This window comes from Streptomyces diastatochromogenes (assembly GCF_002242805.1).
In the GTDB taxonomy this organism is placed as follows: Bacteria; Actinomycetota; Actinomycetes; order Streptomycetales; family Streptomycetaceae; genus Streptomyces; species Streptomyces diastatochromogenes.
Window position 1 is genome coordinate 116227 of sequence record NZ_MCGQ01000001.1, and the last position, 25799, is coordinate 142025.

Sequence of the window (25799 nt, forward strand, 5' to 3'; positions counted from 1 at the left end):
TTGAACTCTCCGTTCACCTTTCACGAACATCGCTTGGTACCGCTGCGCACAGCGTCTCGGTCGAGACGTCCGTGTGCTCATCGTGGACCGGGCTGCACCGGCCCGGACGCAAGCGTCCGATGACAGAATTCGGCGAACGCCTTGGCGCGTCTGGTGAGCTTCGCTCGGGCGGGCCAGGCAAGCAGTACGGGCATCTCCGGTACGTCCTCCCGAATCGTGCACGCCGCCAGCGGCAGGCCCTCGTAGCTGACAGCGGGGGCGGGCTGTTGGATCAGCAGTGAGTAGCCGAGGCCCCGAGCCACCAGCGACCGCACCGTCTCAAAGCTGCTCGTCGTGTGGCGGATCAAAGGACGTAGCTCCAGCGACTCCAGCAGCTGCGTGAAGTAGTGCCGGCTCGGCGCATAGTCGAGCATGATCATCGGTTCGTCCGCCAGGTCGTACAAGCTCACGGGGCCGTTTCGTACCAGCGCATGCCCACGGGGCAGCAGCACGTGGGGCCGGGTGTGGTACAGCGCCTCGTGGTGGACGCCCGGCTGCAGGTCGAGGTCGTAGAGAAGCGCCATCTCGCAGCTGCCGTCAAGCAGTCTCGCCTGCAGTTCTACCTGCGAGCCTTCGATGAAGCTCAGCCGCACCGTCGGATGTTCCGTGGCAAAGCCCTCCAGCACGCCGGGCATCAGGAACGGAGCCAAGGTCGTGTAACAGCCGATGACCAGGTTCCCGGAGAGCCGCCCACCCAAGCTGCGCGCGCTGGACACCAGTTCGTCCGCGTGGGCGAGCAGCGGACGCGCGTCGGCGAGAACCGCCAGTCCGGCCTGGGTGATGGTCAGCCCCTTGGCCTGCCGTCGCAGAAACAACTGGACTCCGAGGGCGCGCTCCAGTTCGCCGATGGCCAGCGCGACGGTCGACTGGGAGATGTGCTCGCGCGCCGCGGCGCCCGCGATGGTTCCGGCCTCGGCCGCCGCCACGAAGTACCGGAGCTGTCGCAGCGAGAGCGTCATGGTCCATACCCCAGGATTCCTGTGGTTGTTTCCGGTTGATTCGCAGATTCCAGAGTATTCCCCGGTCAGGCGGCGTGCTCCACAGTCGTCGCAAGCCGATCTGGCCGACCCTCTGTGAGGAGCCGCCATGCCCATCGCAAGGAAACTCACCAGTAAAGACCTCTACGCCGACCCGCATCCCATCTACCGCGAGCTCAGGGGCCAAGAGCCCTGGGCGTGGTCGGACGGGCTCGGCATGTGGCTCGTCAGCCGCTACGAGGACGTCGTCTTCGTCGACGAGCATCCCGAGATCTTCACCGCCCACCAGGAGAACTCGCTCGCCGAGCGCACCATGGGGCTGGTCATGATCCGAACCGACGGCGACGTCCATCGCAGGCTGCGCTCCGCGGTGGACGGGCCCCTCAAGCGCCGCAACGTGCGCCAGCAGTGGTCGGCGGGGCTCACCTCGCATGCGAAGGAACTCGCCGAGCAGGTGGCGAAGAAACCGGAGTTCGACCTGGTGGCCGACTTCGCTGCACCGTTCGCCGCTCAGGCGCTGATGAGGACTGCGGGGCTGCCCGACGTATCGACCGAGCAGGTGGTCGAGTGGTCGGGTGCCTTCATCGCCGGCCTGGCCAATCACGAGGACGACCCGGTGGTCTGGTCACGTGCAGGACGCGCTCGGGCAGAAGTGGGGGAACGGGTCCGCAAAGCCATCACCCGCGTGACGTCCGCTCCGGACAACACCGTGATTTCCGCGATGGTGCACGCCGACATCGCCGAGCCGCTGACCGCCGCGGAGATCGCCACCCAGGTGCGCCTGATGATCGCCGGCGGGTTCAACGAGCCCTGGCACGCGCTGGCCACTCTGGTGTGGCAACTGTGTGAGCAGCCGAAGCTCATGGACCGCGTTATGGCCGACTCGGCCGCCCTCGACGCCGCCATCGAGGAGACCATGCGCTGGCTCACACCAGTCGGGGCTTTCCCGCGGCAGCTCGCCGTCGACTACACGGTCGGGGACGTAACCCTGCGCGCCGGGGACAAGCTGCTGGCGCTCGCCGCGTCGGCCAACCGGGACGAGCGCAAGTTCGCCGACCCGGACACCTTCGACATCGACCGACCAGACCTTCCCGATCACCTCGCGTTCTCGCTCGGCGCCCACTACTGCCTCGGCACCTATCTGGCGCGCGAGCAATTGCGGACCGCGGTTCCGGTGCTGCTCGCCTCTCTTCCCGGGCTGCGCGTCGCCCGGACTCCAAATCTGGCCGGCTGGATGTTCCGCGGGCCGGAGTCGGTCGACATGCGCCAAGGCGCCGGTCGCACGAAGGGAGCGGCACAGTGATCAAGCTCTGCCCCGTCGAGGATCTCGCCCCCGGTACCGTCACCCGCATCGCTACACCCGATCTGCCGGTCCCCCTGGCACTCATCAAGGTCGGTGAACGCATCTTCTGCGTCGACGACACCTGCTCGCACGAGACTGCGTCGCTCTCCGACGGATGGCTCGACGGACACGAGATCGAATGCCCCCTGCACGAGTCGCGCTTCGACGTGCGCACCGGCAAGCCCGACTGCCCGCCCGCGCGACGCCCCATCCGTACCCACGATGTCGAGGTCGTCGCCGGCATGGTGTGTGTCGACGAGGCGTCAGTGGCGGTGGCCCGGGAGGCAGCGCGATGACCACGATCGCTGTCGTGGGTACCGGACTGGCCGGCGTCCGAGCCGCGGAAGCCCTACGAACCGAGGGATACGGCGGACGTCTCGTACTCGTCGGCGAGGAAACCGCGGCGCCATACGACCGGCCTCCGCTGTCCAAGCAGGTCCTGTTGGGCAAGTCCGACGGCCAGGACCTGGCGCTCACGGATGAAGAGCAGCGTGCGGCGCTCGATGCCGAATGGCTGTCCGGAACAGGAGCCACCGCTCTCGATCCGGCCACCCGAACGCTCTCCTTGGCCGACGGCCGCACCCTGCCCGCGGACGGGGTGATCATCGCGACCGGAGCCCGCGCTCGCAGCCTCCCCGGAACATCGGACCTGCGGGGAGTCCACTCGCTGCGCACGCTCGACGACGCACTCCGGTTGCGCGAGGACCTGTCCCGCCCGGGTCGGGTCGTCGTGGTAGGCGGTGGATTCATCGGCGCAGAGGTCGCCTCTTCCGCGCGTGCCTTGGGACACGAGGTAACCGTCGTGGAGTACGAACGCACCCCTCTGCTGCGCCAGTTGGGGCAGGCAGCCGCCAAGATCCTTTGCCGCCTGCACACGGACCACGCGGTCCGCCTGGTGACCGGCGTGAGCGTGACGGGTCTCATCGGCCCGGAAAGGGTGCGCCAGGTGACGCTGTCCGACGGCCGCTCGCTACCCGCGAACGTGGTGGTCATCGGGGTGGGCGCCGCGCCCAACACCGAGTGGCTGACAGGCTCCGGCATCTCCTGTGACAACGGCGTGCTCACCGACGAGTGGTGCCGTACCACCGCGCCTGGAGTCGTCGCGGCGGGAGACGTGGCTGCGTATCGCTGCCGCAGCGGCCGACTGCGCATCGAACACTGGACGAACGCACGTGACATGCCGGTCACCGCGGCCCGGTCATTGCTGGCCACGATGCGCGGGCAGGATCCCACGGATCTGCCGGTGTACGATCCGCTGCCTTATGTGTGGTCGGACCAGTACGGCGTTCGCCTCCAGATAGCGGGCCGACCCGGCCCCAACGACCAACTGGAGCTCTTGGCAGGGTCTTACGAGGACCGCTTCGCGGCTGTGTACCGCCGCGACGGCGCGATCTCGGGGGCGCTCGCTGTCGACAGTCCCAGGGAATTCGGCCGGCTGAAACGCGAACTTCGCAGCGCCTGGGCGACTCGGTAGGCCAAGCACTCCCGGTCGAGGACCGTGCCCGTCTCTCGCACGCCAGACGTATCCGCAGGCGATACGCGTCCCGCGGTACCCGGGTACGCCCCGGCGACATCATCGGCAGCGGAACCACGGGGAATGGCTGCCTGGCCGACAAGTGGGAACGCGAGGGCCGGCGCTGCTCTCCGATCAAGCCCGGAGATGAAGTGACCATGACGATCGACGAGGTCGGCACGATCCGCGACACCGTCGCCCTCCCGACTGTCACCCCGCACCTACTCCCCCACCGGATGCCGGCATGCCCCAGGCCCGGTAGCGGCACGAACTGGTCCTCAAGGGCCTGCCTCCGGCGGGCAGACGCTCGGTCCCGGTAGGACGCCGGGACCGAGCGGAGTAGATGTCAGGCGACAGCGTTGAGCGCCGCCGCCTCGCCTTTGCTGATCGCATCCTCGTGTGCTTTGGCCTTGGAAGCCTCGGCAAGCGGGATCAGTTCGGCCATTGCCGGGACGGTGTGGGCCAGGGTGAGTTCAGGGACGATGAAGTCGACCTCCATGCCGAGCATGTCGCCGAGGACGGCTTGCAGGTAGTTCTGGACGTACTCGTAGCCCTCACGCGGGGTGCCCTGGGCGTAGGAACCGCCACGGCTGGCCACGACGTATGCCGGTATGCCCTTCGTCGGGGAGCTCTCCACTCCTGCGTTGCGACCCATGAGGATCACCTGGTCGAGCCACGCCTTCAGCGTGGAGGGGACCGTGAGGTTGTACATCGGGGCGCCGATGAGCACGGCATCCGCGGTCTCCAGTTCCTCGATCAGCTTGAGCCGCGCGGAGAATGCCGTCGCCTGCTCGGGGCTGTGTTCGGTGGGGTCGGCGTAACCCGCGGACGCGGCAAGGGTGCCCAGATGCGGCACCGGATCCGCGTTGAGGTCCCGATAGATCACAGTGCCGTCAGGGTGCTGCTGCTCCCAGGCCGTGCGAAATGCGGCCGTGACTGCCCGGGAGGCGGAGGCGGACTCCGGCCACAGGGCCGAGTCCAAGTGCAGCAAGGTTGCCATGAGGATCTCCAATGTTCCGAATGCGAAAGGGGCGCCGGCTAGGGAGGTCACCCCTTCCGTGCGTACCTATGGATGACATAGGCATTTACTTCTTCACGCCCACTGAGGACCGTGTATGGCCTGCGACACGCTCGTCGTCAGCAAATGGCGGCACCGAGGACAGCGTCACAAACCCTTCGCGATGCCGTCGAGGTAGGCGGCCAGTTCCTTGGGCCGCGCGTACATAGGGCCATGTCCAGTTGCCCACTCGGTGGTCTCGGCGCCCGCGCGGACGGCCAGCTCACGCTGCGTTGCTGCGGGCAGAACGCGGTCCTCCGAGGCGACCAGGTAGTGCGACGGCAGGTCTCGCCAGGCCGGTGTGCCGGATGGGGAACCGTCGATGCCGAGACGGGCGAACTTCTGCACCGCGCTCGCGAGTGCGGTGCGTTCGGCAGGAGCGTCGGCGGCGATGGCGGTGCCGTAGGCAAGACGATCGATGTAGGAGTGGCCGTCCTCGGTGACCCTCAGAGTCTCGGGAAGAACACTGCCGGCGCGTCGGCGGACGATGTCGCTCACCGACTCGCCCTCGTCGGGCATGAAGGCGGCGATGTACGACAGCGCCTGGACCTTGTCCTGCCCCTGAGCCGCGTTGGTGATCACGGCGCCGCCGTACGACCAGCCGACCAGCAGCACCGGTCCGTCGACGGTCGACAGTGTCCGGCGTACGGCATCGACGTCGTGCTCCAGGGAATCCAGGGGGAGTTGGACCGCCACGGGCCTGTGCCCGAGCGTCTGCAGCTCGGTGATCGTCTCGCTCCAGCAGGAGCCGTCGGCCCATAGGCCGTGGACGAGAATGATATTGGTCATGGGAACTCCAGAAGAGTTGTCAGATGGGCGTTGACTAAGGGCGTTGACGACAGGGCTTGGTCGATCGACGGTGCCCTGCACAGTCAGGTGGCGCTCGCGGTGAAGGACGATCGTCTGCCCTGCAGCGTTGGCGGCGGCTGCGCGAGGTGGCCGAGGAGGACTGGGGAAGTCCTGCTCAGTCAGATGGTTGAAGTGGCGCCGACTGCGGCGGGAACACCGATGGGGAGAGGCGGTCGTTGAGCACCCCATTCGCCTGGGGTGTCGCAGGCATACGCAGTCAGGTGCGGGAGCGGGTGTGCTGAGCAGCCCAGTTGAGCGCGAAGTCAGCCACTTCCTCCCAGCCTTCCTGGCCGACGATGAAGTGGGAGCGGCCGGCAAACTCCTGGTACTCGGTGACGGCGGGGGACTTGCGGTAAAGGCGCACGTTGGCCTTGTTCACCTTCGGTGGCACGATGTGATCGGCCTCGCCGGCGATGAACAGCAGGGGCGGTCGCCGCCGATTGCGGAAGTTGATTTTCGTGGCGGCGCGGGGGGTGAGGTTGGCGAATGCTCCCTGGAAGAGCACACGTGCCGATCCGGGCACGTGGTAGCGCTCGTAGGCGGCGGTGGACTCCTCATCGCTGAGGGTGTGGGTGAAGGCGTAGTGGAACTGCCGCGGTGTCAAAGCGATGGCCTTGTTCCTGTTGGCGGGGTTACGCAGGACCGGCCAGGCTGACTTCAGGGTGGAGTACGGCAGTGGGAGCACACCCTTGACGGCAGCCGAGTCGATGGCCACGCCCGCACTGCCCAGGCCTCGGTCGAGCAGAATCTGAGTGATGGCGCCGCCGAAGGAGTGCCCCATGATGATGGGCGCCTCTTCCAGGCTGCGGATGACCTCCTCGTAGCGAGCGATCACCTCGCGTAGGCCCAGTCCGGAGATGCGCGCCGGATCACGTCTGATTTCTTCCACCTCGCCATCCAGACCGGGCCAGGCAGGTGCAAGGACCCGGTAGCCCTGCGCCTGGTAGTGCTGCACCCATTTCTCCCAGCTGAGAGGGGTCATCCAGAGGCCGTGGACGAGTACGACGGTGCCCGCTGTGTCGTTCTGGGGGCCAGTCATCAGGGCTCCAAGAGATAGAACGTTCTGTTCACTTTGAAAGTAGCGAGCGATCGATCCAGCGACAAGCGGAGGGGGGTGACGGCTTCGTCACACGCGCAACGGACGTCCCGGCGTGGCCCGCCGTCGCGATCCGATCAGCTCACCAGCGGGGAGTCGTTCGTGGCGGCACAGACTGCGGCGAGGCCGAGGGAGGTCAGGGAGTTTCGGGGGTGAGGAGGGCTGGCACTGCGGGGGTTGATCTGCGGGGGTGGCCAGACATCAGGAGATCGCCCCCTCGACCAGAACGGGGATCACACGTCAGCGATCAGACAGAAGGGCGGCGACGCCATGCACCAGGGTGCCCCTTGCCGTCTGCGGATCCCCCAGGTAGGCGGCGATCATCGCGCCGTCACGCAGAGCCACCATCGCATCGGCCGACCGCTTGGAGTCGGTCACACCGACCTGCCGGAACGCATCCTGCGCCACCTCGTGGAAATGGTCCCGGTACGCGAGTACCGCTTGGTGGACCGCACTGTTCCGCTCCGGGTACTCAGCGGCGGCATTGATGAACGGACATCCGCGGAAACCCACGCCGCACATCTCTTCGCCGATACCCTGCGCCACGGTCTCGAGGAAAGCCGTCGGGCTGACGGCCGCCTGCTTGGCGGCGGCCAAGTCGGCGCGTATGCGCTGGTCCCGTGCGACGAGGTAGGCGCGTACGAGGTCGTCCTTGCCCTCGAAGTGTCGGTAGAAGGTGCCGCGGGCGACATCGGCCTCTGCCATGACACGGTCGACCCCGACCGCCCGGATGCCCTCGGCGTAGAAGAGCCTGCTCGCCGTGGCCAACAGCCGCTCGCGCGCCTCTGACCGGCGACCCTGCACAGGCATGTTCTCCACGTTCGACATACAGAAAGTATATGGAACGTTCTTTCCATGAGGGGAAAGCAAGGCTCCTCGCTGGGAGTGGCATTCGGTCGCTGCGACTCCAAGGGTCGATGCGTCCACATGGGGCGGACCGGCTCGGTACCACCCGCCGTGGTGGCTACCCACCGGTCCACGTGACCGCCGTCCACCTCGCCGAAGGCACCAACGATCGAACGCACACGGCGCGGCGATAGAGCCACGCATTTCCCCGAGTACATAGCCTGTCGGCGCAATCTCCGGCCGCGGGCTGAAAGCGGTCGTCGGCGGGTAGGGGTAGGACCAGTTCCTGAGGGGCCTAGCTGGCCGGCCCGGTGGGATGCGGTTGATCACCTTGACGGCGTAACTGGCGTATCCGGTCATGAGTGTCTGGGACCAGGCGCACTCGTTGCCTGCAGCACGGTAGGGCCCCGAGCGCCGCTGGTGGCACGCTGGGGCCCTTGACCGTGGAGTCGGTCAGCGGGTGCGGATCAGGGAACCGGGAAGAAGGCGTTGATCTCGGCCAGGACGCGGTCGGGGGCTTCGTGGACGAGGTAGTGCCCGGCGCCGGGGGCTTCGCTGCCGGTGGCGTCGGGGGCGGCGTCCTGGATGGCCGGCAGCATGATCGGGGCGAAGCCGGCCTGCGTGAGCAGGTGGACCGGGATGGTCAGTGGGGTTTCCTGCAGCTTCGTGTTGTCGGCCTCATCCTGGGCCCAGACCCGGTACAGCTCCATGCCGGCGTGCAGGACCTGGGGTCGGGAGTACACCCGGACACACTCGGCCAGCTCGCGCTCGGAGACGGGCTCGCCGACGCCGGACTTGGACGCCTGGAAGAAAAAGGTGAGGTAGGTCTCGACCCGGCCGTTGACCAGTTCCTCCGCGAGTGGGTTCTGCTTGTTGAAGGAGAAGTGCCACAGCATGGATTCGAGGTTGGCGGCCTTCGCGTTCTTGCCAGGCAGTACGTAGTCCATGAGGAACAGCCCCGCTGCCTGCTCGCGGTACTGGGCGGCCAGCGCGTAGGCGACACCGACGCCGAAGTCGTGGGCGACGACCTGCACGTTCTTGCGGTAGCCGAGGTGGTCGAGCAGCCGGTGGACGTAGGTGGCCAGAACCGTGCGGGCCATCGAGGACGGGTTTCCGGTCGAGTCGCCCATGCCCGGCAGGTCGATCGCGATGACGGTACGGCCGGGCAGCAGCGCGTGCATGATCTCGCGGTACACGTACCAGCTGTGGGGCCAGCCGTGCAGCAGGACCATGACCTGCGGGCCGTCGCCGCCTATGACGTAGTGCATCTGCACGTCGTCAATGGTGGTGAAGCAGTGCCGGAAGTCCTTGTTGAACTCGGCGTCGTCCTTTGTGGCCGCGTCGTAGCCGGGGCTGAGCGGCTCTTCCGACTCGACGGATGCGACGGTCGTGGGTCCTTCGGAGTAGGCATTCATGGTGGTGATGCGTCCTTCTGTCATAGGTGTCGATCGTGGGCTGTGGTGGGCGAGTTGCCGGCGCGACTTCGCGCGCAATTGCGGACGGTGGTAAGGGGCGCGGGCAACTCAGGACAACGCGGCAGATGCGAACGAGCTGTCGATCCCGGGGAGATCCGGTCGCGGCGGGCTCCACCATACAGAATTTTGCAGCGCCTGCAAACATGCAGAGAGTGCAGTTCGGTATGATCGAGTCGGGAGGATGAGCCATGGGTCTGCGTGAAAGTAAGAAGCTGGCGGCTTGGCGCGCCATCCGGACCGCTGCACTCGAGCTGTTCGAGGAGCGCGGGTTCGAGGCCGTCAGCGTCGAGGAGATCGCCGCCGCCGCGAACGTCTCTCCCCGCACCTTTTTCAACTACTTCGCCAGTAAGGAAGCCGTGGTCTTCGACCAGGATCCCGAGCAGCGGGAGCACTGGCGGGCTCTGATGGCCGACCGCCCGGCCGATGAGCCTCTGTGGGACTCCCTGACGGCGATCCTGGTCGGCTTCAATCAGCTCCTCGGGGACCGGATTCCGCTGCAACGGCGACTGAAGGACCGCTCCCCCGCCCTTGCGCAGTCCAGCTGGGAGGTGGTGGGTGAGCAGTTCCTCGCCGACCTGCGCGAGTGGACGACATCGCGTACCCCCGAGGGCGATCCCATGCCGGCGGCCCTGAAGCTCAACGTCGCACTCGCGGCGCAGAACACGGCGTACCAGACATGGGGTCCGGATGAACCCTTCGACGGCTACCTGGAGCGACTGAAGTGCTGCCTGCGCCAGGCCGGCGCAGGCACCGCAAGCACCCCATCTTCGGCTTCCAACTCCTGACGGTGCGGGTCGAGGCTGGAATGGAAGAGGACGGCGGACTGAGCCCCCGCCAACTTTACGTCGCAGGTCAAAGGGGTGGTGTGCTCGTCTATCGCGGTGCTCGCGCTGGTCGTGGGCGGCAGTCTGCGGAGTAGATCATCTGGCGGAGTTGTCCTGGGGCGGATCAAACGTCGGGACAAGTCATGAGCGTCAGATGTAGCGATCAGGCAAGGCGGATGGATGCCTGAGTCGTCCTTGCCTGGAGGTTTGGTCAATGCGGTCGTTCGTGTCGGGGACACGGTGCACCGTCCAGCCTCGGCGAAGTCTGTGGGTGATCTGCTGAGGTTGCTTGAAGCCAGTGGCTGGGGTGGTGCTCCGCGGCATCTCGGTGTGGACGACGAGGGCCGTGAAGTCCTCAGTTACCTCGATGGCCACGTGGCATGGGAGCCGCGACAACCTGCTGCTGTGTCATCGGACGAAAGCTTAGTGACGGTCGCCCGGCTCGTGCGTGAGTTCCATGACCTGACGGCTGGCACCCCGCTGGCCGGAGATCAAGAGGTCGTGTGTCACAACGACCTGTCGCCCAAGAACACGGTCCATCAGCTGTGCGGTGGCGAGCTTCGGCCGGTGGCATTCATCGACTGGGACCTTGCTGCGCCTGGCGCGCGGATCCACGACATCGCTCGTGTCTGCTGGCAGTACCTCGGTCTGGGCCCTTCGGTCACCGACGTCGAGAAGGTAGCCCGACGGATGAGAGGCTCACCGGTTCCTTCCCGTGGCGGTCGGACGGACTTCTACGATCCGACGCATGCTGGATCCCGAACTGCTGGAACGGATCACCGCGCGGTGCGCGGAACTGGACGAACTCGAAGAACAGCTGGCCAAGGAGCTGGCAGGGGTACGGGCCGAGCGGGACGAACTCGCCGTCGCCGAACGGGTCTTTGATCGGGTGAGCGAGCAGCTCGCCGACGAACGCGCCTCGGCCGGCCTCGGACCTGGGCAGGCGGGCGGCCGTGCGGTGATGCTGATTCCGCACCGTACGCCGGACGTGGAGGAGACCATGCTCCCGCCCGACTACCAGCGCATCGTCGCCGCCGTGCGGCAGGCCGCCGGACCGGTCATGGCCCGGCAGGTCGGCGAGATGCTGGGCGTCGACGTCAGCCGTTCAAACCAAGCTGGAACCGCTGCGCCATCGGGGTCCCCCGCAGCAGCCGTCTACGCTCTCGGCATGCAGCGCAGCGATGTCACGCGGGACGACGGCACGTGGGTGGGCCTGTCCCTGGACGTACACGACCGCCACCAGCCGGGGCTGTGCGTGTTCACTGCCGGGCACCGACTGCTGGTCTCCCAGCTGTCGCAGCCTGTGCTGCTCGCCGCTGTCGACGAGCACCTCCTAGGCGTGGACTTCTGGCGCACCGACGAGTACCGCTCCTTCGTCCCGCCACTGCGCGCCGATGCAGCGCGCGCCCTGGCGGGCAGCCCGGAACGCTGGGCTCACCGCTTTGCGCAGTACCTCATCGACTCGCCGGACAGCCCGTTGCACGAGGGCCGGTGGCTGCTCTCGCACGAGAGTCCGCTCCGGCGCTGGCGCCACGCTGATACTTCGCATGCCGAGTACTGGAGCTCGATGCTCGTCGACGGCCATCCGGACGGATACATCGACTGGTTCGTCCATTCCGGTTCGTGGGAGGTCCTTCCGCTGCGGCCGATGCCCGATGCCGACGACAGCCGGGTCAAGGCCTACCGCAAGCAGGCCCGCGAAGGAACGCTCCCACCCGTCCTGTTGTGGTGGGTCAGCGGCCTGGACTGCCATCTGATCCTGGACGGTCACGCGCGGCTCGCCGCGGCGATCGCCGAGTCCGTCGAGCCTCCGCTACTGCAATTGCACCGCACAGTGCCGCGCGATGACCTGGCCGCACGCACCGATGAGGCCGTGGACTTCTACGAGTACGAACTGGCACGCTTCGCCGAACTCCGCGCCGTCCACGGCCCCACAGTCCCGGACGGCGCCGCCACCGCCGGCCCACAGCTCGTCCGCCTCCTCCACGAACTGAACACCGCCGAACAGCTGACCTGGGCCTGGCCCCTGCCCGGCGGAGAGACCCAGTGGCGTCGCATCGCACGCGAGGTGACCACCAGCCAGGACTGGCCCCATATCTGAGTCCTGCGAATCCCTCCCGCCAACCGTCACGTCCGGGCCTTCCGCCGTACCGCCAGGTGCGCGCACACCGCTATGAAGGGCCGCCTCCCCCAGGCACCAGCTCTCACGCGTACGCGGGCTCTGGCGCAAGCCGCCTTCAGCAGGCGGTCGGCGGCCGAGTCGGTCCGCCCCGGCCCTGGACCCGGCCGGCTGTCACGCGACGTGGGGAGATCCACTGAGCAGGTCTGGGTCACCGTCGAGCGGGAGGCGGCCGATTTCAAGGCTCTGGCCGCTCATTCGTGACTGATCTCGAGTAGAGGCCGCGGGGTGCTGATATCGACGGGCGTGGCTACGCACCGTCACACGTGCTCGTCCGCGGAGGCGGTGATGACGGGCTCGGGGCCGGCGGGCAGGAGTTCAAGCACCAGGGCCACGGCCTCTTCGGCGGTCCCGACTTCGCCGATCACGCCGAAAGGACTGCGTCGGCGAACCTTTAACCGTCCGTTGTCCAGGGGCTCGATCGATCCGGCCTGCACAGTCCAAGGGTAGCTGGTGGAGCTGCTGAAGAGCAGGGCGAAGTGGCTCGTGAACGGATACAGCCGCCGGAGTCGTGGTTGAGCGGCGGCGGCCTCCAGCAGCGCAACGATGCCCGGATACGGGCGCCCAGGCGAGCGGATCTGGTGTACTGCATGCCTCCACTGCCAGCTGAGTCGTAGGGACTGCCAATGGGCCTCGACAACGTCAGCCGGCCCGCGACTGCGTGCTGCAGCCATGTCTGGCAGAACTGGTCTCGGAGGCAGGGGCAACTGCTGATCGCAGGTCTCGTCATTCGCGTCCACTGTCATAGTGTCGCGGCCGTTGCCTGAAACCGGTGCTCTCATAACGAAGATCATGGCCGGGTGAGAATGCGTATCCGAAGGAGTCGGAACGAGCCGCCGCCGTACATGGCCCGCCTGAGCGTCTTCACCCGGTTTACGTGTCCTTCGACGACCCCGGAGCTCCAGGGCAAGGTCAGGTCGGCAGTCACTGCGTCGAGGTCCCCTGGCGAGCAATCGTCAATACCTGTGGATCGGCGGCATCATGGAGTGCTGAGCCGATAGGTCCACATCTCGACCATCTGACCATCGAGAAGTCGAATCAGCCAGATGAGACTGCTGTCTATGGTGTCCGGGCAGGCGAGCCGGACACGGCAAGGCTCCCAGGCCTGGTTTTGTTCACGACTTCCGACAGCAGAGGTACAGCACTCCGAAAGGCGGTCCGCTGCGGCCAAATCGAACTTCTTGAGAACGGGAGGCACCCCGCCAACCGCTTTCGGGGCCCGGTGCGGTTGGCCAACGGCCCGCTCAACGTGGCGGACCGTACGCCGTCAGGCGCCGCGGGTGAACGACAAGCGCGTCGACGAGGCCACGGGCGAGCGCAAGCGGTTCTCCTCAGCGATCCTGCCGACGTGGTGCCCCAAGTCGCCGAAGATCAGCGATGTGCTGCCGCTGCTCTACCTGCACGGCCTGTCCTCAGGCGACTTCGTGCCCGCCCTGGAGCAGTTCCTCGGCAGCGCGGCCGGACTGCCGCCGGCGACGGTGACGCGGCTGACCCAGCAGTGGCAGGCAGACCACGTCGCCTTCATGGGCCGCGACCTGTCCGAAGCCGACTCTGTGTACGTCTGGGCCGACGGCATCCACCTCAACGTCCGCCTGGAGGAGGCCAAAGCCTGCGTCCTCGCCCTGGTCGGCGTGCGCGCCGACGGCTCCAAGGAGCTGGTCGCGCTGAAGGTCGGCTACCGCGAGTCGGGCGAGTCCTGGCCGGACCTGCTGCGCGACTGCGCCCGCCGAGGGATGCGCACCCCGGTCCTGGCGGTCGGCAGTGTGTCATTCCACTGACCCTAGATGATCGATTCCAAGGGTTCGTGGTCGTAGCGATTCCGGACCGGAGGGGCGGCGCGGCCCCATAGGCTGAGCACCCGTCCGCACACTCTGGGGGAGTAATGACCAGTAGGTTCACCGAGTTGATTGTCGACTGCCACGATCCGGAACGGCTCGCGGCCTTCTGGTGCGCAGTCCTGGGCTTCAAGGTGATCGACCGGAGCGAGGGCAAGGTCGAGATCGGCTCCTGGGAGCCGACCGTCGAGGAGGTCCGGGCCCGCCAGATGCCGCCCACCCTGCTCTTTATCCGGGTGCCCGAGGGCAAGACCATGAAGAACCGGCTCCACCTGGACGTCAGCCCGATCGACGGCAGTACCGACGACGAGGTGGCCAGGCTGGTTGGCCTTGGCGCCACAAAGGCGGACGTGGGCCAGGGCCCTGGCCGGAGCTGGGTGGTCATGGCCGACCCCGAGGGCAACGAGTTCGACGTCGTGCGCACCCTGGCACCGTCCAACTAGATGTTCACTCCCAAGGGTTAGTGGTCGTAGGCGGTCAGTGAGCGCAGGACGGGCTGTCCGCTCTGGTCGTTGTGCCAGATGGCGGTGGTCAGTGTGAGGACGCGCTGCATGATGCGGGCGACGACGCCGGCAGGTGTGCGGCCATGGTGCTGTTCGAGGTCGAGCTGGCCCTTGAAGGTCTCGTTGACCGACTCGATGACCTGCCGCAGTGGTTTGAACAGCTCGGCTCCGGGCCGCTCCGGTTCGCCCTTGCGGGTCGGCCCCAAATGAGCTGACGGTCGTCTTGCCCGCGCCGGGGCGGCCCTCGAGCAGGATCCTCGTCGGCATGCTGCCATCTTCAACGCCGCTCCTGAGGGCGGCCGGGTGGTCTCGGCCGAACGGGGGTTTTGGCGTGCGGACCGGTGTGGGCGCCACTGTTGTTCGGGTATGGCGGCGCGCATGAGCGGAATTGAACTCAGCAGCACTGCGTTCGACGACAAAGCGGTGATCCCGCGCCGGTACAGCGGGGAGGGGGAGAACATCTCGCCTCCCCTGACCTGGTCGGGGGTGCCGCAGGAGGCCGCGGAGCTTGTGCTCCTGTGCGAGGACCCGGACGCGCCGGGGACGACCTTCCTGCACTGGCTGGTGACCGGCGTCGATCCGGGGACGACCGGGGTGGCGGAGGGCCAGGAGCCCCAGAGCGGCCTGCCGTGGCCCAACGGCTTCGGGCGCGTGGGCTGGGGAGGGCCGATGCCTCCACCGGGGCACGGGCCGCACCGGTACTTCTTCCGCCTGTACGCCCTGTCCGAGCCGCTGCCGCTGCACGACCGCCCGGGCGTCGAGGACGTGCACCGTGCCCTGAAGGGCAGGGAGCTGGCCTCCGGCACTCTGGTCGGGACCTATCAGCGCTGACTCTTCCCCGATCTGCTCGACAACAATCCGCGCAAGGGCCTGCGGCGCTGGGTGGACACCAACATGCTCGTCCCGGCCCGCGCCACACGTCGGCGCGGCCTGCTGGTAGAGCTGCATCACGACGGCACCGTCGTCACCGCCGTCGACCTCTCCCACCTCGCCCTGCCGCCCAGTCACCCGGCAGTCCCACTACCGGTGTCCTCACCGGTACTCATCAGCGCGGTCTTCGAGACCGTCGCCCTGGTCCACGAGCACCGCCTGGCTCTGCGCGGACACTCCCATCGAGCTCCGGGCCGTCCTGCAGACCCAGCCCAGCAGCGGACTCCGGTTCACCCCCGTCGTCCTCGATCACGGGCGCCCCGAGGTGGCCGAGTGGGCACGGCAGCCGCGCACCGTTCAACCCGCCCACAGCGATCTGGCCCCCTTCGCCGACGATGAGGCCCTCATCGCTGGTGCCACCGATCTCGCCGAAGGACTGCTGAACCAGTTCGGCCTCGACATGCGGCCGACGTAACGGAGCCGATGCCCGGACGTCCCCATCACGGTCTCCATGGCCCGCGAGTCCCGAAGAATGTCCCGTGCCCTGACCCGGCATGGGTGCCGTCGCCGGTCAGACCCTGCTCAAATCGGCGAGAGTGCGACCGGCGGCTTGGGGCCCATACGTGATGGCTGCCCCCGTATTTCCTCAACCCGGGCCAAGGAGTTGCGTTCCCGGCGCCGCCGGGTGCCCGTATTTGTCTGAGGCCGCCCGCCGGCCGCCAGTCACAGCGCGCCCGAGGCGTCGGCGCGCAGGTCCACCGCCTTGTAGGCGGCGAGCAGCGCGAGCCCGGCCAGCAGCAGGACCAGGCCGAGGTGGGTCATCACGGCGCCCCGGGCGCCGGCCTGCCGTATCGAAGGGCGCTCCCTGTGCTCGGCGAGCACCAGCAGCAGCGAACCGAGCGCCATCAGCTCCCACAGCATCAGGATCATGGACAACGATGCCGCCACGGGCACGAGCACGAGGCTGAGCACGAACAATGGCAGCACCATCTGCGCCGACCGTGACCCGATGGTGCGCGCCGTGCCCGGCCGCGTAGCCGATGCCGTACACCGCGACCGCGGCTACGACGACTCCCGTCACCGCCATGAACAGCCCCGCCAGCGCATCCACCGCCACATGCGCCCCACCAGCGGCAACAGCTTGGAGTAGACGGCCGCCTACCGGCTTCCGCCCAGTGCAGCCACGCCCGCCATACCACCCGCTCCCCCCACCTGACGTCAGAACTCCGACGACCGGGATGCGTACCCTGTGCGGCAGTCCGAGTCCAGCCAGCGCGCCCGCGCCGCCCAGCCCTGTGGCCGTCGCGAGGGGGGCCGGAATCGCGCTCACCCTCCGGTCACTCTCCTGAGCGCCGCCACGATCGCTTCCGGCTCCGGCGGGCACTCAGGCACGGCCAGATCCACCGGCACGACATCGGAGACCGCGCCCTCGACGCCGTACCCGCCGCTGAACTCCCCGCAGTCGACCGCCTCCCGGTGCCGCAGAGCGCTGTCCAGCTCGCGGAAGCGCCGGTCGAGGGCCGTCGCTACGACGGCGGCTTCCCCTCCGTCTGGGCCGCCTGCAGGTCGGCGAGCAGCTCCGCCTGTCCCGCCAGCACGCCCGACAGGATCGTGCGCGCCACTCGCAACAGCTCCGCCACCTCCGGACTGGTCAGCGAGTAGTACACGTTTGAACCCTCTTTGCGAGTCCGGACCAGGTTCGCCCGCCGCAGCACGGCGAGCTGCTGGGACAGATGGGCAGGCTCGATGCCCACCTCGGGCAACATCTCGGCGACCGCATGCTCACGCTCGCTCAACAGCTCCAGCACGCGGATGCGGGCCGGGTGGCCGAGGGTCTTGAAGAACTCGGCCTTCAGTTGGTACAGCGGCGTACTCACCGACCCGTCACCTCCCCGACACAACGGCACAGCCGCATCGGCCGGGCCTCTGCGCATCGGAACCACCCACTTGTCAGCAACATGCGGCCCATCCTCCCGTGCGGCACCGGCAGGACCGGATCCGCACCGAGGAGCGGAGCCGCTGAATCCAGCGGTGAGGACCTCAGTAATTGCGGACATTAGCAATTACTGAGGTCGGGGGGAGGGAGGTTTGCGCGCTTCAGTAACGTCTGTACGGCGAGGCTGTCGTTCGGTGGGCCGTCCCGCTCGGCAGATCACACCTTCTTGACCACGCTGGATTTGAGCTGCATGGCGCCGAACCCGTCGACCTTGCAGTCGATGTCGTGGCCGTCCACCCCGTCGACGAGGCGGATGTTGCGCACCTTGGTGCCTGCCTTGATTCCGGTCGGGCTGCCCTTGACCTTGAGTGTCTTGACCACCGTCACGGTGTCGCCGTCGGCGAGCACGTTGCCGACCGCATCCTTGATCACCTTGTCCCCGCCCTCGCCGGCCGGCTCGTCGGAGGGCGACCACTCATGGCCGCATTCCGGGCAGACGAGGAGCACACCCATCTCGTAGGCGTACACACCGTAGCATTCGGGGCAAGGAGGAAGATTTTCACTCATTACGCGATCCTATTTCAGTCGAAGGGTCGAGACGGACGTCAGCTGGGCCAGCCGTCAGTGCGCCACGCCTGCTGCTGCCCGTCCTCGGGAGCCGACGTTGGCTGAGCGTGGGTGGCGAGGGCGGCGGCCAGGTCGCTGTGGACGGGGATGTCGGGGCAGTCGCCGGCTGGGACGAGGGAGCCGTCGGCTGGGATGGCGGCCAGCTCCAGACTCCGGCCCGCCTGGGCTAGGCGGCGCGCGGCCTCGGCGATGGCCAGCTGGCCTTCGGCGGACCAGCTGCGCAGTTCGCTGAGGTCGACGATGACCGGCCCGGTGCCGCGGGCGACGACCCAGCCGATCGCGCCGCCGAAGCGACGGGCCGCCTCCGGGCCCAGGTATCCGGCGACGGAGAGAATGCCCAGGTCCCCCTCGACGAGGGCGTAGTGCCAATCGATGGTCATGTCGTCAATTTCCTTGTGCAGTCAGCCCGTCGGCCCCGTGTGCCGGGTCAGAGGGGCAGGGTGATCCAGATGCTCTTGCCCTTGCCGTCGCCGTCGCCGCGCACGACTGCGGTGCCGCCCAGACCGAGCGTGAGTTCCATGACGGTGCCGAGGCCCCCGGCACCGTTGCCCGTGCCGCTGACCGACGCGTACAGCGGGGGCTGGTAGGGGTGACGGTCGTGGACGGCTAAGGCCAGGCAGTCCCTGCCCGCGGCGTAGAACACGGTGAGCTGCGGGGACAGGATGGTGGCGTGCCGGACGCTGTTGGTGACCAGCTCGCTCAGGATCAGCAGGGCGGGACCCACGGCGGGGTGGCGCAGCCCGATGCCCCATTCCACCAGGACCTGTTCGGCAGTCTCGCGGGCCACGCGAACCGCCGACGGCTCGGCGGGGAGAGTGAGGACGTGGCGGTGCGGCAGCGCCTCGAGTTGCGTGGTCATCGGCTCTCCACCCCGTGGGCGAGGCGGAAACCCGTCACCGTCTTGGGGTGCACGCGCAGGATCGTGTCGTGCGGGCCGTGCGTCCAGCCCGCGAGTGTGCGGCGATAGTGGGCGGCCTCGTCGGGATCGGCGATCACCTCGGCGGGGCCGGCGACGGTCACCGTCCAGCCGGTGCCGGTGGCGGCCCGGACCTCGTCCAGGTGGTACGTCACGGCCTCGGGGACCACAGTCGGCTGGACCGGGGTGCGCACGATCAGCCGGCCGTACTCCCACACGTGCCGTGCGGGCCGTACGACGGTCACTTCACGCTGCACAAACACCAGCCGTCCCAGCGCCGCCCCCTCCAGCAGCCACAGCGCCTCCGCGCCGGATACCTCGACCATGCGCGGGGTGCTGGAGGGCGTGCTCATCGGACTGGTTCCTCCTTGGCGTCTGTGGTCTTCGGGCTCGTCTTCTGGGCGGGGATGGCGGGCAGTACTCCGGCCATCCCCAGGTGGTCGCGGGCGCCCCGGATCGCCTCGGGCGTGGTGGCGTACTCCCGGCCCTCGTGGCGCAGCAGGTCCAGCGCGCCGACGGAGTCGAGGACCTGGCGCTGACCGGGGCGAATACCGGAGGCCAGAACGAGGATGCCGCGCCGCTTCAGCTTCTCGACCGCGTCTTTCAGGACCAGGGCGCCGGTCGCGTCCATCGTGGACACCCGGGACATCCGCAGGATGACGACCCGTACGTCCGCGACCTCGGTCAGCTCCAGCAGGAAGCGGTGGGCGGCGGCGAAGAACAGCGGCCCGTCGATCCGGTACGCCACGATGTGCTCGGCGAGCAGGGCGTGCTCCTCGGCGGTGTGGTCGCCCCGGTCGAGCGGCACCTGGTCGAAGCGGGCCTCCCTGGCGACGGCGCGCAGGGCAAGGGCGCCCGCGACGACCAGGCCGATGATGACGGCGTAGACGAGGTCGAGGGCGAGGGTCGCGGCAGCGGTCAGGACGAGTATCAGCGCGTCCGAGCGAGTGGCCTTGGTCATGGCCTTCAGCGAGCCGACCTCGACCATGCGGATGGCGGTGGCCAACAGGACGCCCGCCAGCGCCGCCAGCGGGATCTTCGCCACCAGGGGTGCCGCGGCGAAGACGATCACCGCGAGGACCGCGGCGTGCATGAACGCGGCCAGCCGGGAGTTCGCTCCGGTCCGTACGTTGACCGCGGTGCGTGCTATCGCTCCGGTGGCCGGTACGCCGCCGAACAGCGGGGCGGCGATGTTGGCCAGCCCCTGGCCGAACAGCTCACGGTCCGGGTCATACTTCTGCCCGACCGTCATGCCGTCGGCGACCGACGCGGACAGCAAGGACTCCAGGGCGGCGAGAGCCGCGACGGCCACCGCCGGGGCGAGCAAAGTGCCCAACGAGCCGAGGTCGAGGAAGGACAGCGAGGGGACAGGCAGGCCGGCAGGGAGGTCGCCGATCGGCTTGGCCGCGTCCAGGTGGGCTACCTGCGCAACGAGGGTGGCGGCGATCACGGCGACGATGGAGAAGGGGACCGTCGGCCGCCACCGGGCACCGACCAGCATGACCGCGGCCACCGCCACGGCGAACCCGACGGCGGTCCAGTTCGGCCCCTTCGCGAACTCCTCCACCGCGCGCCAGGTGACGACGACGACGCGGTCGCCCTCGGGCTTGGGCACGCCGAGTGCGTTCGGGACCTGCTGCAACCCGATCACGCAGGCGATGCCGAGCGTGAAGCCCTCGACCACGGGCGCGGGCACGTACTGCATGTACTTCCCGGCCCGCAGTGCAGCCAGGGCGACCAGCATGACACCCGCCATCAGGCCGACAGTGAGCACACCGCCGGGCCCGTACTGGCCGACGATTGGTACGAGGACGACGGTCATGGCCCCGGTCGGCCCGGACACCTGGAGGTTCGAACCGCCGAACAGGGCTGCGAGCGCGCCGGCGACCACAGCAGTCGCCAGGCCCGCCTCAGCACCCAGTCCGGAAGACACGCCGAACCCGAGGGCGAGGGGCAGCGCGACGATCGCCACCGTGAGGCCGGCGAGCAGGTCCCGACGCGGATCACGCCGCACCTCCGCCAGGTCGGAGCGGGAGGGCAGCAGCGAGGTGATCCGAGCCAGGGCCTCCCGGACGAGAATCGTGCTCATCCGGCGGCGACCTCAGCTTCCCGCAGCTCGGCCAGCAGCTCGCCCTGCCCGGCGAGCATCTCAGTCAGGATTCGGCGCGCGGCCTTCATCAGATCGGCGACGTCACCACCGGCCAGCTCGTAGACGACGGTCGAACCCTCGCGGGTGGACGTGACGATCCCCGAGCGGCGCAGCACCCCCAGCTGCTGGGACAGGCTGGACGGCTCCACCTCGATGGCGGCCAGCAGATCCCGCACCGGCGTCGGCCCATCCTGCAACAGCTCCAGTACCCGGATCCGCACGGGATGCCCCAGCATCCGGAAGAACTCGGCCTTGGCCTGATACAGCGGAACCGACACGACACCTCGACTTCTTCGCAAAGCCCCCGGCCAGGGGCGAACGCATAGAAGCTGTGCCCCTGGCCACCTGCGAGCACAGCAAACACAGCATCTAACCAATTGCGAAATTTCGCAATTCCGATATCCGACTTGCTCCGTTTTGCATGGATGAGGGGCCGCCTACACGCTGTCGGGCCAGTCGTACGGCCCGCCGCCGCGCCACTCGATCAGCTCGGGATCGTCGATCGCCATGTCCGCGGTCGGCAGACCAGCGCGGTGCAGGAACTCGAGAACGTCGAACAAGCTGTAGGCACTGCCCATGTGCTCACCGCGGATCGTCACCCGCCGTCCGCCGTCCTGCGCGGGCGGGAGCACAACCACCGGAGGGCGCCCATCCATGCCACCAGCATGCGCCGGAAACATGCCGACAGATAGCTTCGCCAAGCACCGCACGGGCTTGGAGACGGCGCCGGCTTCACCGTGACACCACGCGGGGGCATGCCACAGCGTCCTCCACTGTCGCCCGCACGTCCAGGACCGCACCAGCCCCGGTGATCTCCAGCACGTGCTGCAGCTGCGGCCTCTGGGTCCGGCCACACGCAGATCAGTCATGTGGTGAATCCGCAGCAGCAAGTTCAGGAACCTCGAATCCACCAAAGTGAGGCCGAAGGTATCAACTACCACCCTGAGTGACTCCTGGTGGAGACCTCCGACCAGCTGCCGCAATCGCTCGGCCTGCTCGGCGGCCGGCGCCGCGGCGAGGGAGGTCCACAGGCATTTCTCGGCCCGCTCGCGGGTGCCGGAGACCAGCCGCTCCAGCACGGCCACCCCGGGCAGCACCACCTTCTTGTCCACCAGGCGCCTGATCGCGAGGTCGAACAGCAGGGTGCGGCGTTCGTTGCCGATCCAGGCCCGCTGATAGAGCCAGCGGGCGAGCGCGAACCACCGGTCGAACTCGAACTTGGTGTACCCGTAGCCGGCGCAGATCTGCTCCTGGTGGTCCCAGCGGGCCTCGAGCTGCTCGGCGACAGGCGACCGCCACGGCGGGCACCTTCTCGGGGTCGTTCAGGAAGGTGCCCAGGTAGCGGACGGTACCGAGTTGGACGGCCCAGCCGATTCTGTTCCGCGCGACAAGCGCGGCCATCGCGCTGGAGAGCTCCACGGCCTCCCGTGAGCTCGCGCGGGAGTTCACAGACATGGCCGTCACCATCAGGGCCACCTACTCGGGACTGGATCCAGAAAGCTGAGGGGGCCAGGCCGCCGGCGCTCCGGGCCGCCCGAGTGTAGGCACCCTGACTCGCGCTTGGCGGCAGGTCGGGCCCCACACTCTCGTCCGCGCCGAGACGGCCGCCCGCTCCTGGCAGCTCGGGTGCTGCACGCTGCTCAGGCGGCCCGGACGCGCGTCGGGTGCAGGTGCAGCTCGGAGGCCGTCCAGCAGTCGGCCAGGAGCGTGCCCACCTCGGCCCCGCAGGGGCAGATGCGGTTGATGCCGAACAGGCCCTCCGGGCCGCAACAGCCTTCCGACCGGCGCTCGTCCGGGTGCTCCCGTAGCCCCACTGAGTCCTCAGGGTGAAGCACGATGTCACCAGGGGGACCCGGCACCCGCGCGTGAGTAAACGGCTTGGGGTCAATCGCGTAGCGGCCGCGAGGGATCGTAGGCTCCGGCATCTCGCCCAGCCCCACCCCATCGGCGTGATGCGTCGCCAGTTGCGCGAGCAGTTCGACGTCTCGGCTGAGGCTCCGACCGCACTCCGCACACTCAAAAGCCGTCATCCGTCCACTCCCCTCGACCCGGCCAGCCGGTCTTCGAACACCGGTCCGCGAATTCACGCCGCGCCAGCTGTCCCTCCGGGCAACCTGGCGAAAGCATTAGGTGTTGCGGGTCAGGACGTTGGTGACGTGAGTTGTTGGCAGATCAGCTGGTGAGCAAGTTGCGCCGTCGCGAGCAGGTTCTCGCGAGCCGTGTCGACGTTGGACCGCACTGACAATCCGTGCCAGACGGATTGGATGAGCCCGGCCAGGACCGCTGCGTTGGTGCCTGCGGCTAGTTCCCCGTCCTGGACCGCTCGCTCGATGCGCACGAGGAGGGCCTGCTCGTTCGAGCTGTGCAGTTCGGCGACGTAGGCGCTGGTATCGAGCGTGCTTGTGCTGTCGGTCATCACGGCGCTGCTGATGAGACACCCCGGGTGTGTGTCGCTTGGCTGGGTGAACTCGTGGACCGAGTCGGTCAGGATGCGTCCGATGACGGTCTGGATGTCCTTCTCGGCGACAGCCTGCTGGTAGATCTCGCGGTAACGCTCGGCGTAGGCCCGTACCGCTTCCTCGAACAGTCCGGCCTTGCTGCCGAAGGCGGCGTAGAGGCTGGAGGTGGAGAGCCCGAGGGCTGCGGTCAGGGTGCGGGTCGAGGTGCCGGAGTAGCCGCGTCGCCAGAAGAGGCGAGCGGCTTCGAGGACCGCGCGGTCGCGGTCGAAGGCTCGGGGGCGTCCACGGTGGCGTTCGGTCACGCTTGCATTGTAGATCGCTCGCTCCATAATAGATTTATGGAGCGAACGATTCAGAAGAAGCTTGCAGTCGGCGGGGACAGTTGGGTCACGGTTGATGTGTACGGGGAGCCGGATGCCCCGGGCCTCGTCGTCGTCCCGGGCGTGATGAGCGATGCACATACGTGGCGCCGCGTTGCGGGCGCCATCGCGGCCTGGCCCTCAGTGATAGTCGTAAACCGCCGGGGACGTGCCTCCTCGGGACCATTGACCGATTCCTACTCGCTGCGGACAGAGGTCGAGGACCTCGGCGTGGTCCTTGACGAGTTCGACAACGCGAGGGCGCTCTTCGGCTGGAGCTACGGCGGCTTGATCACCTTGCTGACCGCCAACGATCGCCCCATTCCCCAGGTGATCGCCTACGAGCCGGTGATGCAGCCGTTCGGACGCCATGCGCTGCCGGATCTGAAGAGCGCGGCGGAGACGACGGACTGGGATCGCTGCGTCGAGATCGTCAATCGTCAGATCTCCGGCTTCTCCGCTGCGCATGTCGAGGATCTTCGGGCCGATCAGCACGGTTGGGCGGTCTTGCGCCGCTTGAGCGGACCGCTGTACGCCGAACTCGACGCGCTCAACACGGCGCCGCCTCTGGATGTGATGGCGCGACAGGCAGATCAAGTCGACCTGATCATCGGCCAGTGCAACCGTGGAGCAGCCCCCTACGGAACGTCGTTCGACAACGTACGGCAGCACGTCGCTCACGCCAGAATCCACGAACTCCCCGGCCAGGGTCACCTGGCCCACATTCAGGCGCCGGCAGGGCTTGGTCACCTGCTCAACAACCTCGCCGCCACCTGATGGGCATCCCTGCCAATGCGCCGCTCTCCATTGAGGGCCGCAGGCGACTCGTCGAGCGATGCAAGTCACGTCCGATCGCCCACGTTGCTGCAGAGATGGGCATCTCCAGGGCATGCGCCTCCAAGTGGGTCAACCGGTACCGTCGTCACGGTGAGCTCGGCCTACACGACCGATCATCCACACCCCACCACCAACCCACAGCCACACCGGGCGAGGCAGTGGAGCGGATCGAGCAGATGCACCGAAACCACAAGTGGTCCGCAGGACGGATCGCCTTCGAACTCAGTCAAACCGCGCACGCCGTGAGCCGACGCACTGTCACCCGGCACCTCGCCCATCTCGGTCTGAGCAGACGACGATTCATCGACCCCGACGGCCACACCACTCGGAAACCACGCACAATCACCGCTCGCCGGCCAGGACACATGGTGCACATCGACGTGAAGAAGGTCGGACGGATACCTGACGGCGGCGGATGGCGAGCCCACGGCCGAAACAGCGACTACTCGCGGGCAGTCAGCCGGAACAAGAAGAAGACCGGCCGCGGAGGGTACGTATACCTGCACTCCGCGATCGACGGGCACACCCGCCTCGCCTACACCGAGCCCTTGCCGGATGAGAAAGCCTCGACGGCGATCGCGTTCCTGCACCGAGCCAGGGCGTGATTTGCCGCACACGGCATCACCCGCATCGAACGGCTCGTCACCGACAATGGCGCCTGCTACCACGCCGACGTGTTCACCCGCGCCCTACTCGGCTCACGGCACCAACGGATCCGACCGTACACACCCCGGCACAACGGGAAAGTGGAACGGTACAACCGGACCCTGGCAGAAGCTGTACGCGCGTACCTGGACCTCCGAAACACAGCGTGCCCAGGCGCTGGCGGTGTGGAACATCCACTACAACTACCACCGACCCCACACCGCCCTCGACGGACAACCACTCGCAGCAACACTCGGGCAGACCGTCACCAACGTCATGGCCTCATACAATTAGGGGCACCCTACGGGCCGCCGCCTGAGCGATCGACGGAATTACTTACGCGTGGATCAGGCCCGGCAACAGCGATCCCTGGCCCAACTCCCCGCCCCGACGGACAGTCAGCACACCGGCGTTCCACCACTACAGGGATGGCCTCCCGACGAGTGGCGTAGCAGCGATCACCGCA

Annotated in this window: 29 protein-coding genes and 6 pseudogenes; 14 read left to right on the forward strand and 21 right to left on the reverse strand. The window is 67.8% G+C overall.

What is annotated here, in order from left to right; translation table 11 throughout:
- Positions 1–77: 77 nt before the first annotated feature.
- Complete coding sequence (locus BEK98_RS00490) at positions 78–998, reverse strand: LysR family transcriptional regulator (protein WP_167444062.1); 921 nt, start codon at positions 996–998, stop codon at positions 78–80.
- Between the two features lie 127 nt (positions 999–1125).
- Between BEK98_RS00490 and BEK98_RS00495 the strand changes: the two genes are divergently transcribed.
- From BEK98_RS00495 to BEK98_RS49760, 4 genes are read left to right on the forward strand one after another with little or no spacing between them, the layout of a single operon-like run.
- Entirely contained in the window at positions 1126–2319 is a 1194-nt protein-coding gene (locus BEK98_RS00495) for a cytochrome P450 (protein ID WP_094214294.1), read from the forward strand.
- Positions 2316–2654 (forward strand): bifunctional 3-phenylpropionate/cinnamic acid dioxygenase ferredoxin subunit, encoded by a 339-nt coding sequence (locus BEK98_RS00500; RefSeq protein WP_094214295.1) that lies wholly within the window; start codon positions 2316–2318, stop codon positions 2652–2654. Before BEK98_RS00495 ends, BEK98_RS00500 begins: the two co-directional genes overlap by 4 nt.
- On the forward strand, positions 2651–3832 hold the full coding sequence (locus tag BEK98_RS00505) for an NAD(P)/FAD-dependent oxidoreductase (protein ID WP_094214296.1): 1182 nt from the start codon (positions 2651–2653) through the stop codon (positions 3830–3832). The genes BEK98_RS00500 and BEK98_RS00505 overlap by 4 nt, the downstream gene beginning before the upstream one ends.
- A gap of 50 nt (positions 3833–3882) precedes the next feature.
- Positions 3883–4191 carry a fumarylacetoacetate hydrolase family protein gene (locus tag BEK98_RS49760; RefSeq protein ID WP_279635436.1) on the forward strand — a complete coding sequence of 103 codons (309 nt, stop codon included), beginning with the start codon at positions 3883–3885 and terminating at the stop codon, positions 4189–4191.
- A gap of 26 nt (positions 4192–4217) precedes the next feature.
- Here BEK98_RS49760 and BEK98_RS00515 read toward each other — a convergent pair whose 3' ends face one another.
- The 5 genes from BEK98_RS00515 to BEK98_RS00535 all read right to left on the reverse strand — a co-directional run bounded on the left by BEK98_RS00515 (position 4218) and on the right by BEK98_RS00535 (position 9158).
- Positions 4218–4871, reverse strand: a complete 654-nt coding sequence (locus BEK98_RS00515) for an FMN-dependent NADH-azoreductase (protein WP_094214297.1) — start codon at positions 4869–4871, stop codon at positions 4218–4220.
- A 165-nt stretch (positions 4872–5036) separates the two neighbouring features.
- Complete coding sequence (locus BEK98_RS00520) at positions 5037–5717, reverse strand: alpha/beta hydrolase (protein WP_094214298.1); 681 nt, start codon at positions 5715–5717, stop codon at positions 5037–5039.
- Positions 5718–5994: 277 nt separating this feature from the next.
- Positions 5995–6816, reverse strand: coding sequence for an alpha/beta hydrolase (locus BEK98_RS00525; protein ID WP_094214299.1), 822 nt, complete (start codon positions 6814–6816; stop codon positions 5995–5997).
- A 297-nt stretch (positions 6817–7113) separates the two neighbouring features.
- A complete protein-coding gene (locus BEK98_RS00530; protein WP_244201678.1) occupies positions 7114–7701 on the reverse strand; it encodes a TetR/AcrR family transcriptional regulator in 588 nt (195 codons plus the stop codon).
- A gap of 485 nt (positions 7702–8186) precedes the next feature.
- Positions 8187–9158, reverse strand: coding sequence for an alpha/beta fold hydrolase (locus BEK98_RS00535; protein ID WP_244201679.1), 972 nt, complete (start codon positions 9156–9158; stop codon positions 8187–8189).
- Positions 9159–9382: 224 nt separating this feature from the next.
- Between BEK98_RS00535 and BEK98_RS00540 the strand changes: the two genes are divergently transcribed.
- The 3 genes and pseudogenes from BEK98_RS00540 to BEK98_RS00550 all read left to right on the forward strand — a co-directional run bounded on the left by BEK98_RS00540 (position 9383) and on the right by BEK98_RS00550 (position 12119).
- Positions 9383–9979, forward strand: coding sequence for a TetR family transcriptional regulator (locus tag BEK98_RS00540; RefSeq protein WP_094214301.1), 597 nt, complete (start codon positions 9383–9385; stop codon positions 9977–9979).
- A gap of 219 nt (positions 9980–10198) precedes the next feature.
- A pseudogene (locus tag BEK98_RS00545) lies at positions 10199–10645 on the forward strand (phosphotransferase); the annotation flags it as partial.
- 121 nt (positions 10646–10766) lie between these two features.
- On the forward strand, positions 10767–12119 hold the full coding sequence (locus BEK98_RS00550; RefSeq protein ID WP_244201680.1) for a hypothetical protein: 1353 nt from the start codon (positions 10767–10769) through the stop codon (positions 12117–12119).
- A 338-nt stretch (positions 12120–12457) separates the two neighbouring features.
- Here BEK98_RS00550 and BEK98_RS48480 read toward each other — a convergent pair whose 3' ends face one another.
- Positions 12458–12937, reverse strand: coding sequence for a DUF6193 family natural product biosynthesis protein (locus BEK98_RS48480; protein ID WP_143684055.1), 480 nt, complete (start codon positions 12935–12937; stop codon positions 12458–12460).
- A gap of 528 nt (positions 12938–13465) precedes the next feature.
- Here BEK98_RS48480 and BEK98_RS00555 point away from each other — a divergent pair.
- Both BEK98_RS00555 and BEK98_RS00560 read left to right on the forward strand, forming a co-directional pair.
- Positions 13466–13957, forward strand: a pseudogene (locus BEK98_RS00555) (transposase); the annotation flags it as partial.
- 122 nt (positions 13958–14079) lie between these two features.
- Positions 14080–14475, forward strand: coding sequence for a VOC family protein (locus tag BEK98_RS00560; protein ID WP_094214303.1), 396 nt, complete (start codon positions 14080–14082; stop codon positions 14473–14475).
- Positions 14476–14492: 17 nt separating this feature from the next.
- Here BEK98_RS00560 and BEK98_RS00565 read toward each other — a convergent pair.
- A pseudogene (locus BEK98_RS00565) lies at positions 14493–14741 on the reverse strand (IS982 family transposase); the annotation flags it as partial.
- 172 nt (positions 14742–14913) lie between these two features.
- On the opposite strand from BEK98_RS00565, the gene BEK98_RS00570 reads away from it, so the two are divergent.
- Positions 14914–15366 carry a YbhB/YbcL family Raf kinase inhibitor-like protein gene (locus BEK98_RS00570; protein ID WP_094214342.1) on the forward strand — a complete coding sequence of 151 codons (453 nt, stop codon included), beginning with the start codon at positions 14914–14916 and terminating at the stop codon, positions 15364–15366.
- 364 nt (positions 15367–15730) lie between these two features.
- Positions 15731–15880 carry a hypothetical protein gene (locus BEK98_RS48840; protein WP_167444063.1) on the forward strand — a complete coding sequence of 50 codons (150 nt, stop codon included), beginning with the start codon at positions 15731–15733 and terminating at the stop codon, positions 15878–15880.
- A 248-nt stretch (positions 15881–16128) separates the two neighbouring features.
- Here BEK98_RS48840 and BEK98_RS49765 read toward each other — a convergent pair whose 3' ends face one another.
- Complete coding sequence (locus BEK98_RS49765) at positions 16129–16335, reverse strand: hypothetical protein (protein WP_244201681.1); 207 nt, start codon at positions 16333–16335, stop codon at positions 16129–16131.
- Here BEK98_RS49765 and BEK98_RS49770 point away from each other — a divergent pair.
- Positions 16334–16555 (forward strand): hypothetical protein, encoded by a 222-nt coding sequence (locus BEK98_RS49770; RefSeq protein WP_244201682.1) that lies wholly within the window; start codon positions 16334–16336, stop codon positions 16553–16555. The genes BEK98_RS49765 and BEK98_RS49770 overlap by 2 nt on opposite strands.
- Before the next feature lie 376 nt (positions 16556–16931).
- Here the strand turns inward: BEK98_RS49770 and BEK98_RS00585 are convergent, their stop codons facing one another.
- The 12 genes and pseudogenes from BEK98_RS00585 to BEK98_RS00635 form a co-directional block, all read right to left on the reverse strand.
- Positions 16932–17282, reverse strand: coding sequence for an ArsR/SmtB family transcription factor (locus tag BEK98_RS00585; RefSeq protein ID WP_094214304.1), 351 nt, complete (start codon positions 17280–17282; stop codon positions 16932–16934).
- 275 nt (positions 17283–17557) lie between these two features.
- Positions 17558–17908, reverse strand: coding sequence for a zinc ribbon domain-containing protein YjdM (locus BEK98_RS00590; protein WP_094214305.1), 351 nt, complete (start codon positions 17906–17908; stop codon positions 17558–17560).
- 38 nt (positions 17909–17946) lie between these two features.
- Positions 17947–18348, reverse strand: coding sequence for an STAS domain-containing protein (locus tag BEK98_RS00595; RefSeq protein ID WP_094214306.1), 402 nt, complete (start codon positions 18346–18348; stop codon positions 17947–17949).
- 47 nt (positions 18349–18395) lie between these two features.
- A complete protein-coding gene (locus tag BEK98_RS00600; RefSeq protein ID WP_094214307.1) occupies positions 18396–18827 on the reverse strand; it encodes an ATP-binding protein in 432 nt (143 codons plus the stop codon).
- Entirely contained in the window at positions 18824–19237 is a 414-nt protein-coding gene (locus BEK98_RS00605) for a pyridoxamine 5'-phosphate oxidase family protein (protein WP_094214308.1), read from the reverse strand. The genes BEK98_RS00600 and BEK98_RS00605 overlap by 4 nt, the downstream gene beginning before the upstream one ends.
- Positions 19234–20973, reverse strand: a complete 1740-nt coding sequence (locus BEK98_RS00610) for a SulP family inorganic anion transporter (protein ID WP_094214309.1) — start codon at positions 20971–20973, stop codon at positions 19234–19236. Before BEK98_RS00610 ends, BEK98_RS00605 begins: the two co-directional genes overlap by 4 nt.
- Positions 20970–21311, reverse strand: a complete 342-nt coding sequence (locus tag BEK98_RS00615) for an ArsR/SmtB family transcription factor (RefSeq protein ID WP_094214310.1) — start codon at positions 21309–21311, stop codon at positions 20970–20972. The genes BEK98_RS00610 and BEK98_RS00615 overlap by 4 nt, the downstream gene beginning before the upstream one ends.
- A 159-nt stretch (positions 21312–21470) precedes the next feature.
- Entirely contained in the window at positions 21471–21689 is a 219-nt protein-coding gene (locus tag BEK98_RS48485; RefSeq protein WP_143684056.1) for a hypothetical protein, read from the reverse strand.
- A 414-nt stretch (positions 21690–22103) separates the two neighbouring features.
- Positions 22104–22301, reverse strand: a pseudogene (locus BEK98_RS50780) (DUF4158 domain-containing protein); the annotation flags it as partial.
- A gap of 31 nt (positions 22302–22332) precedes the next feature.
- Positions 22333–22500, reverse strand: a pseudogene (locus BEK98_RS51220) (DUF4158 domain-containing protein); the annotation flags it as partial.
- Between the two features lie 173 nt (positions 22501–22673).
- Positions 22674–22868, reverse strand: coding sequence for a hypothetical protein (locus BEK98_RS00630; RefSeq protein ID WP_094214343.1), 195 nt, complete (start codon positions 22866–22868; stop codon positions 22674–22676).
- Between the two features lie 305 nt (positions 22869–23173).
- Positions 23174–23794 (reverse strand): TetR/AcrR family transcriptional regulator, encoded by a 621-nt coding sequence (locus BEK98_RS00635; RefSeq protein WP_094214313.1) that lies wholly within the window; start codon positions 23792–23794, stop codon positions 23174–23176.
- A 36-nt stretch (positions 23795–23830) separates the two neighbouring features.
- Between BEK98_RS00635 and BEK98_RS00640 the strand changes: the two genes are divergently transcribed.
- Positions 23831–24628: an alpha/beta fold hydrolase gene (locus BEK98_RS00640; RefSeq protein ID WP_094214314.1), complete on the forward strand. Its 798-nt coding sequence runs from the start codon at positions 23831–23833 to the stop codon at positions 24626–24628.
- Positions 24628–25627: pseudogene (locus BEK98_RS00645) on the forward strand (IS481 family transposase). Before BEK98_RS00640 ends, BEK98_RS00645 begins: the two are co-directional and overlap by 1 nt.
- Positions 25628–25799: the final 172 nt, after the last annotated feature.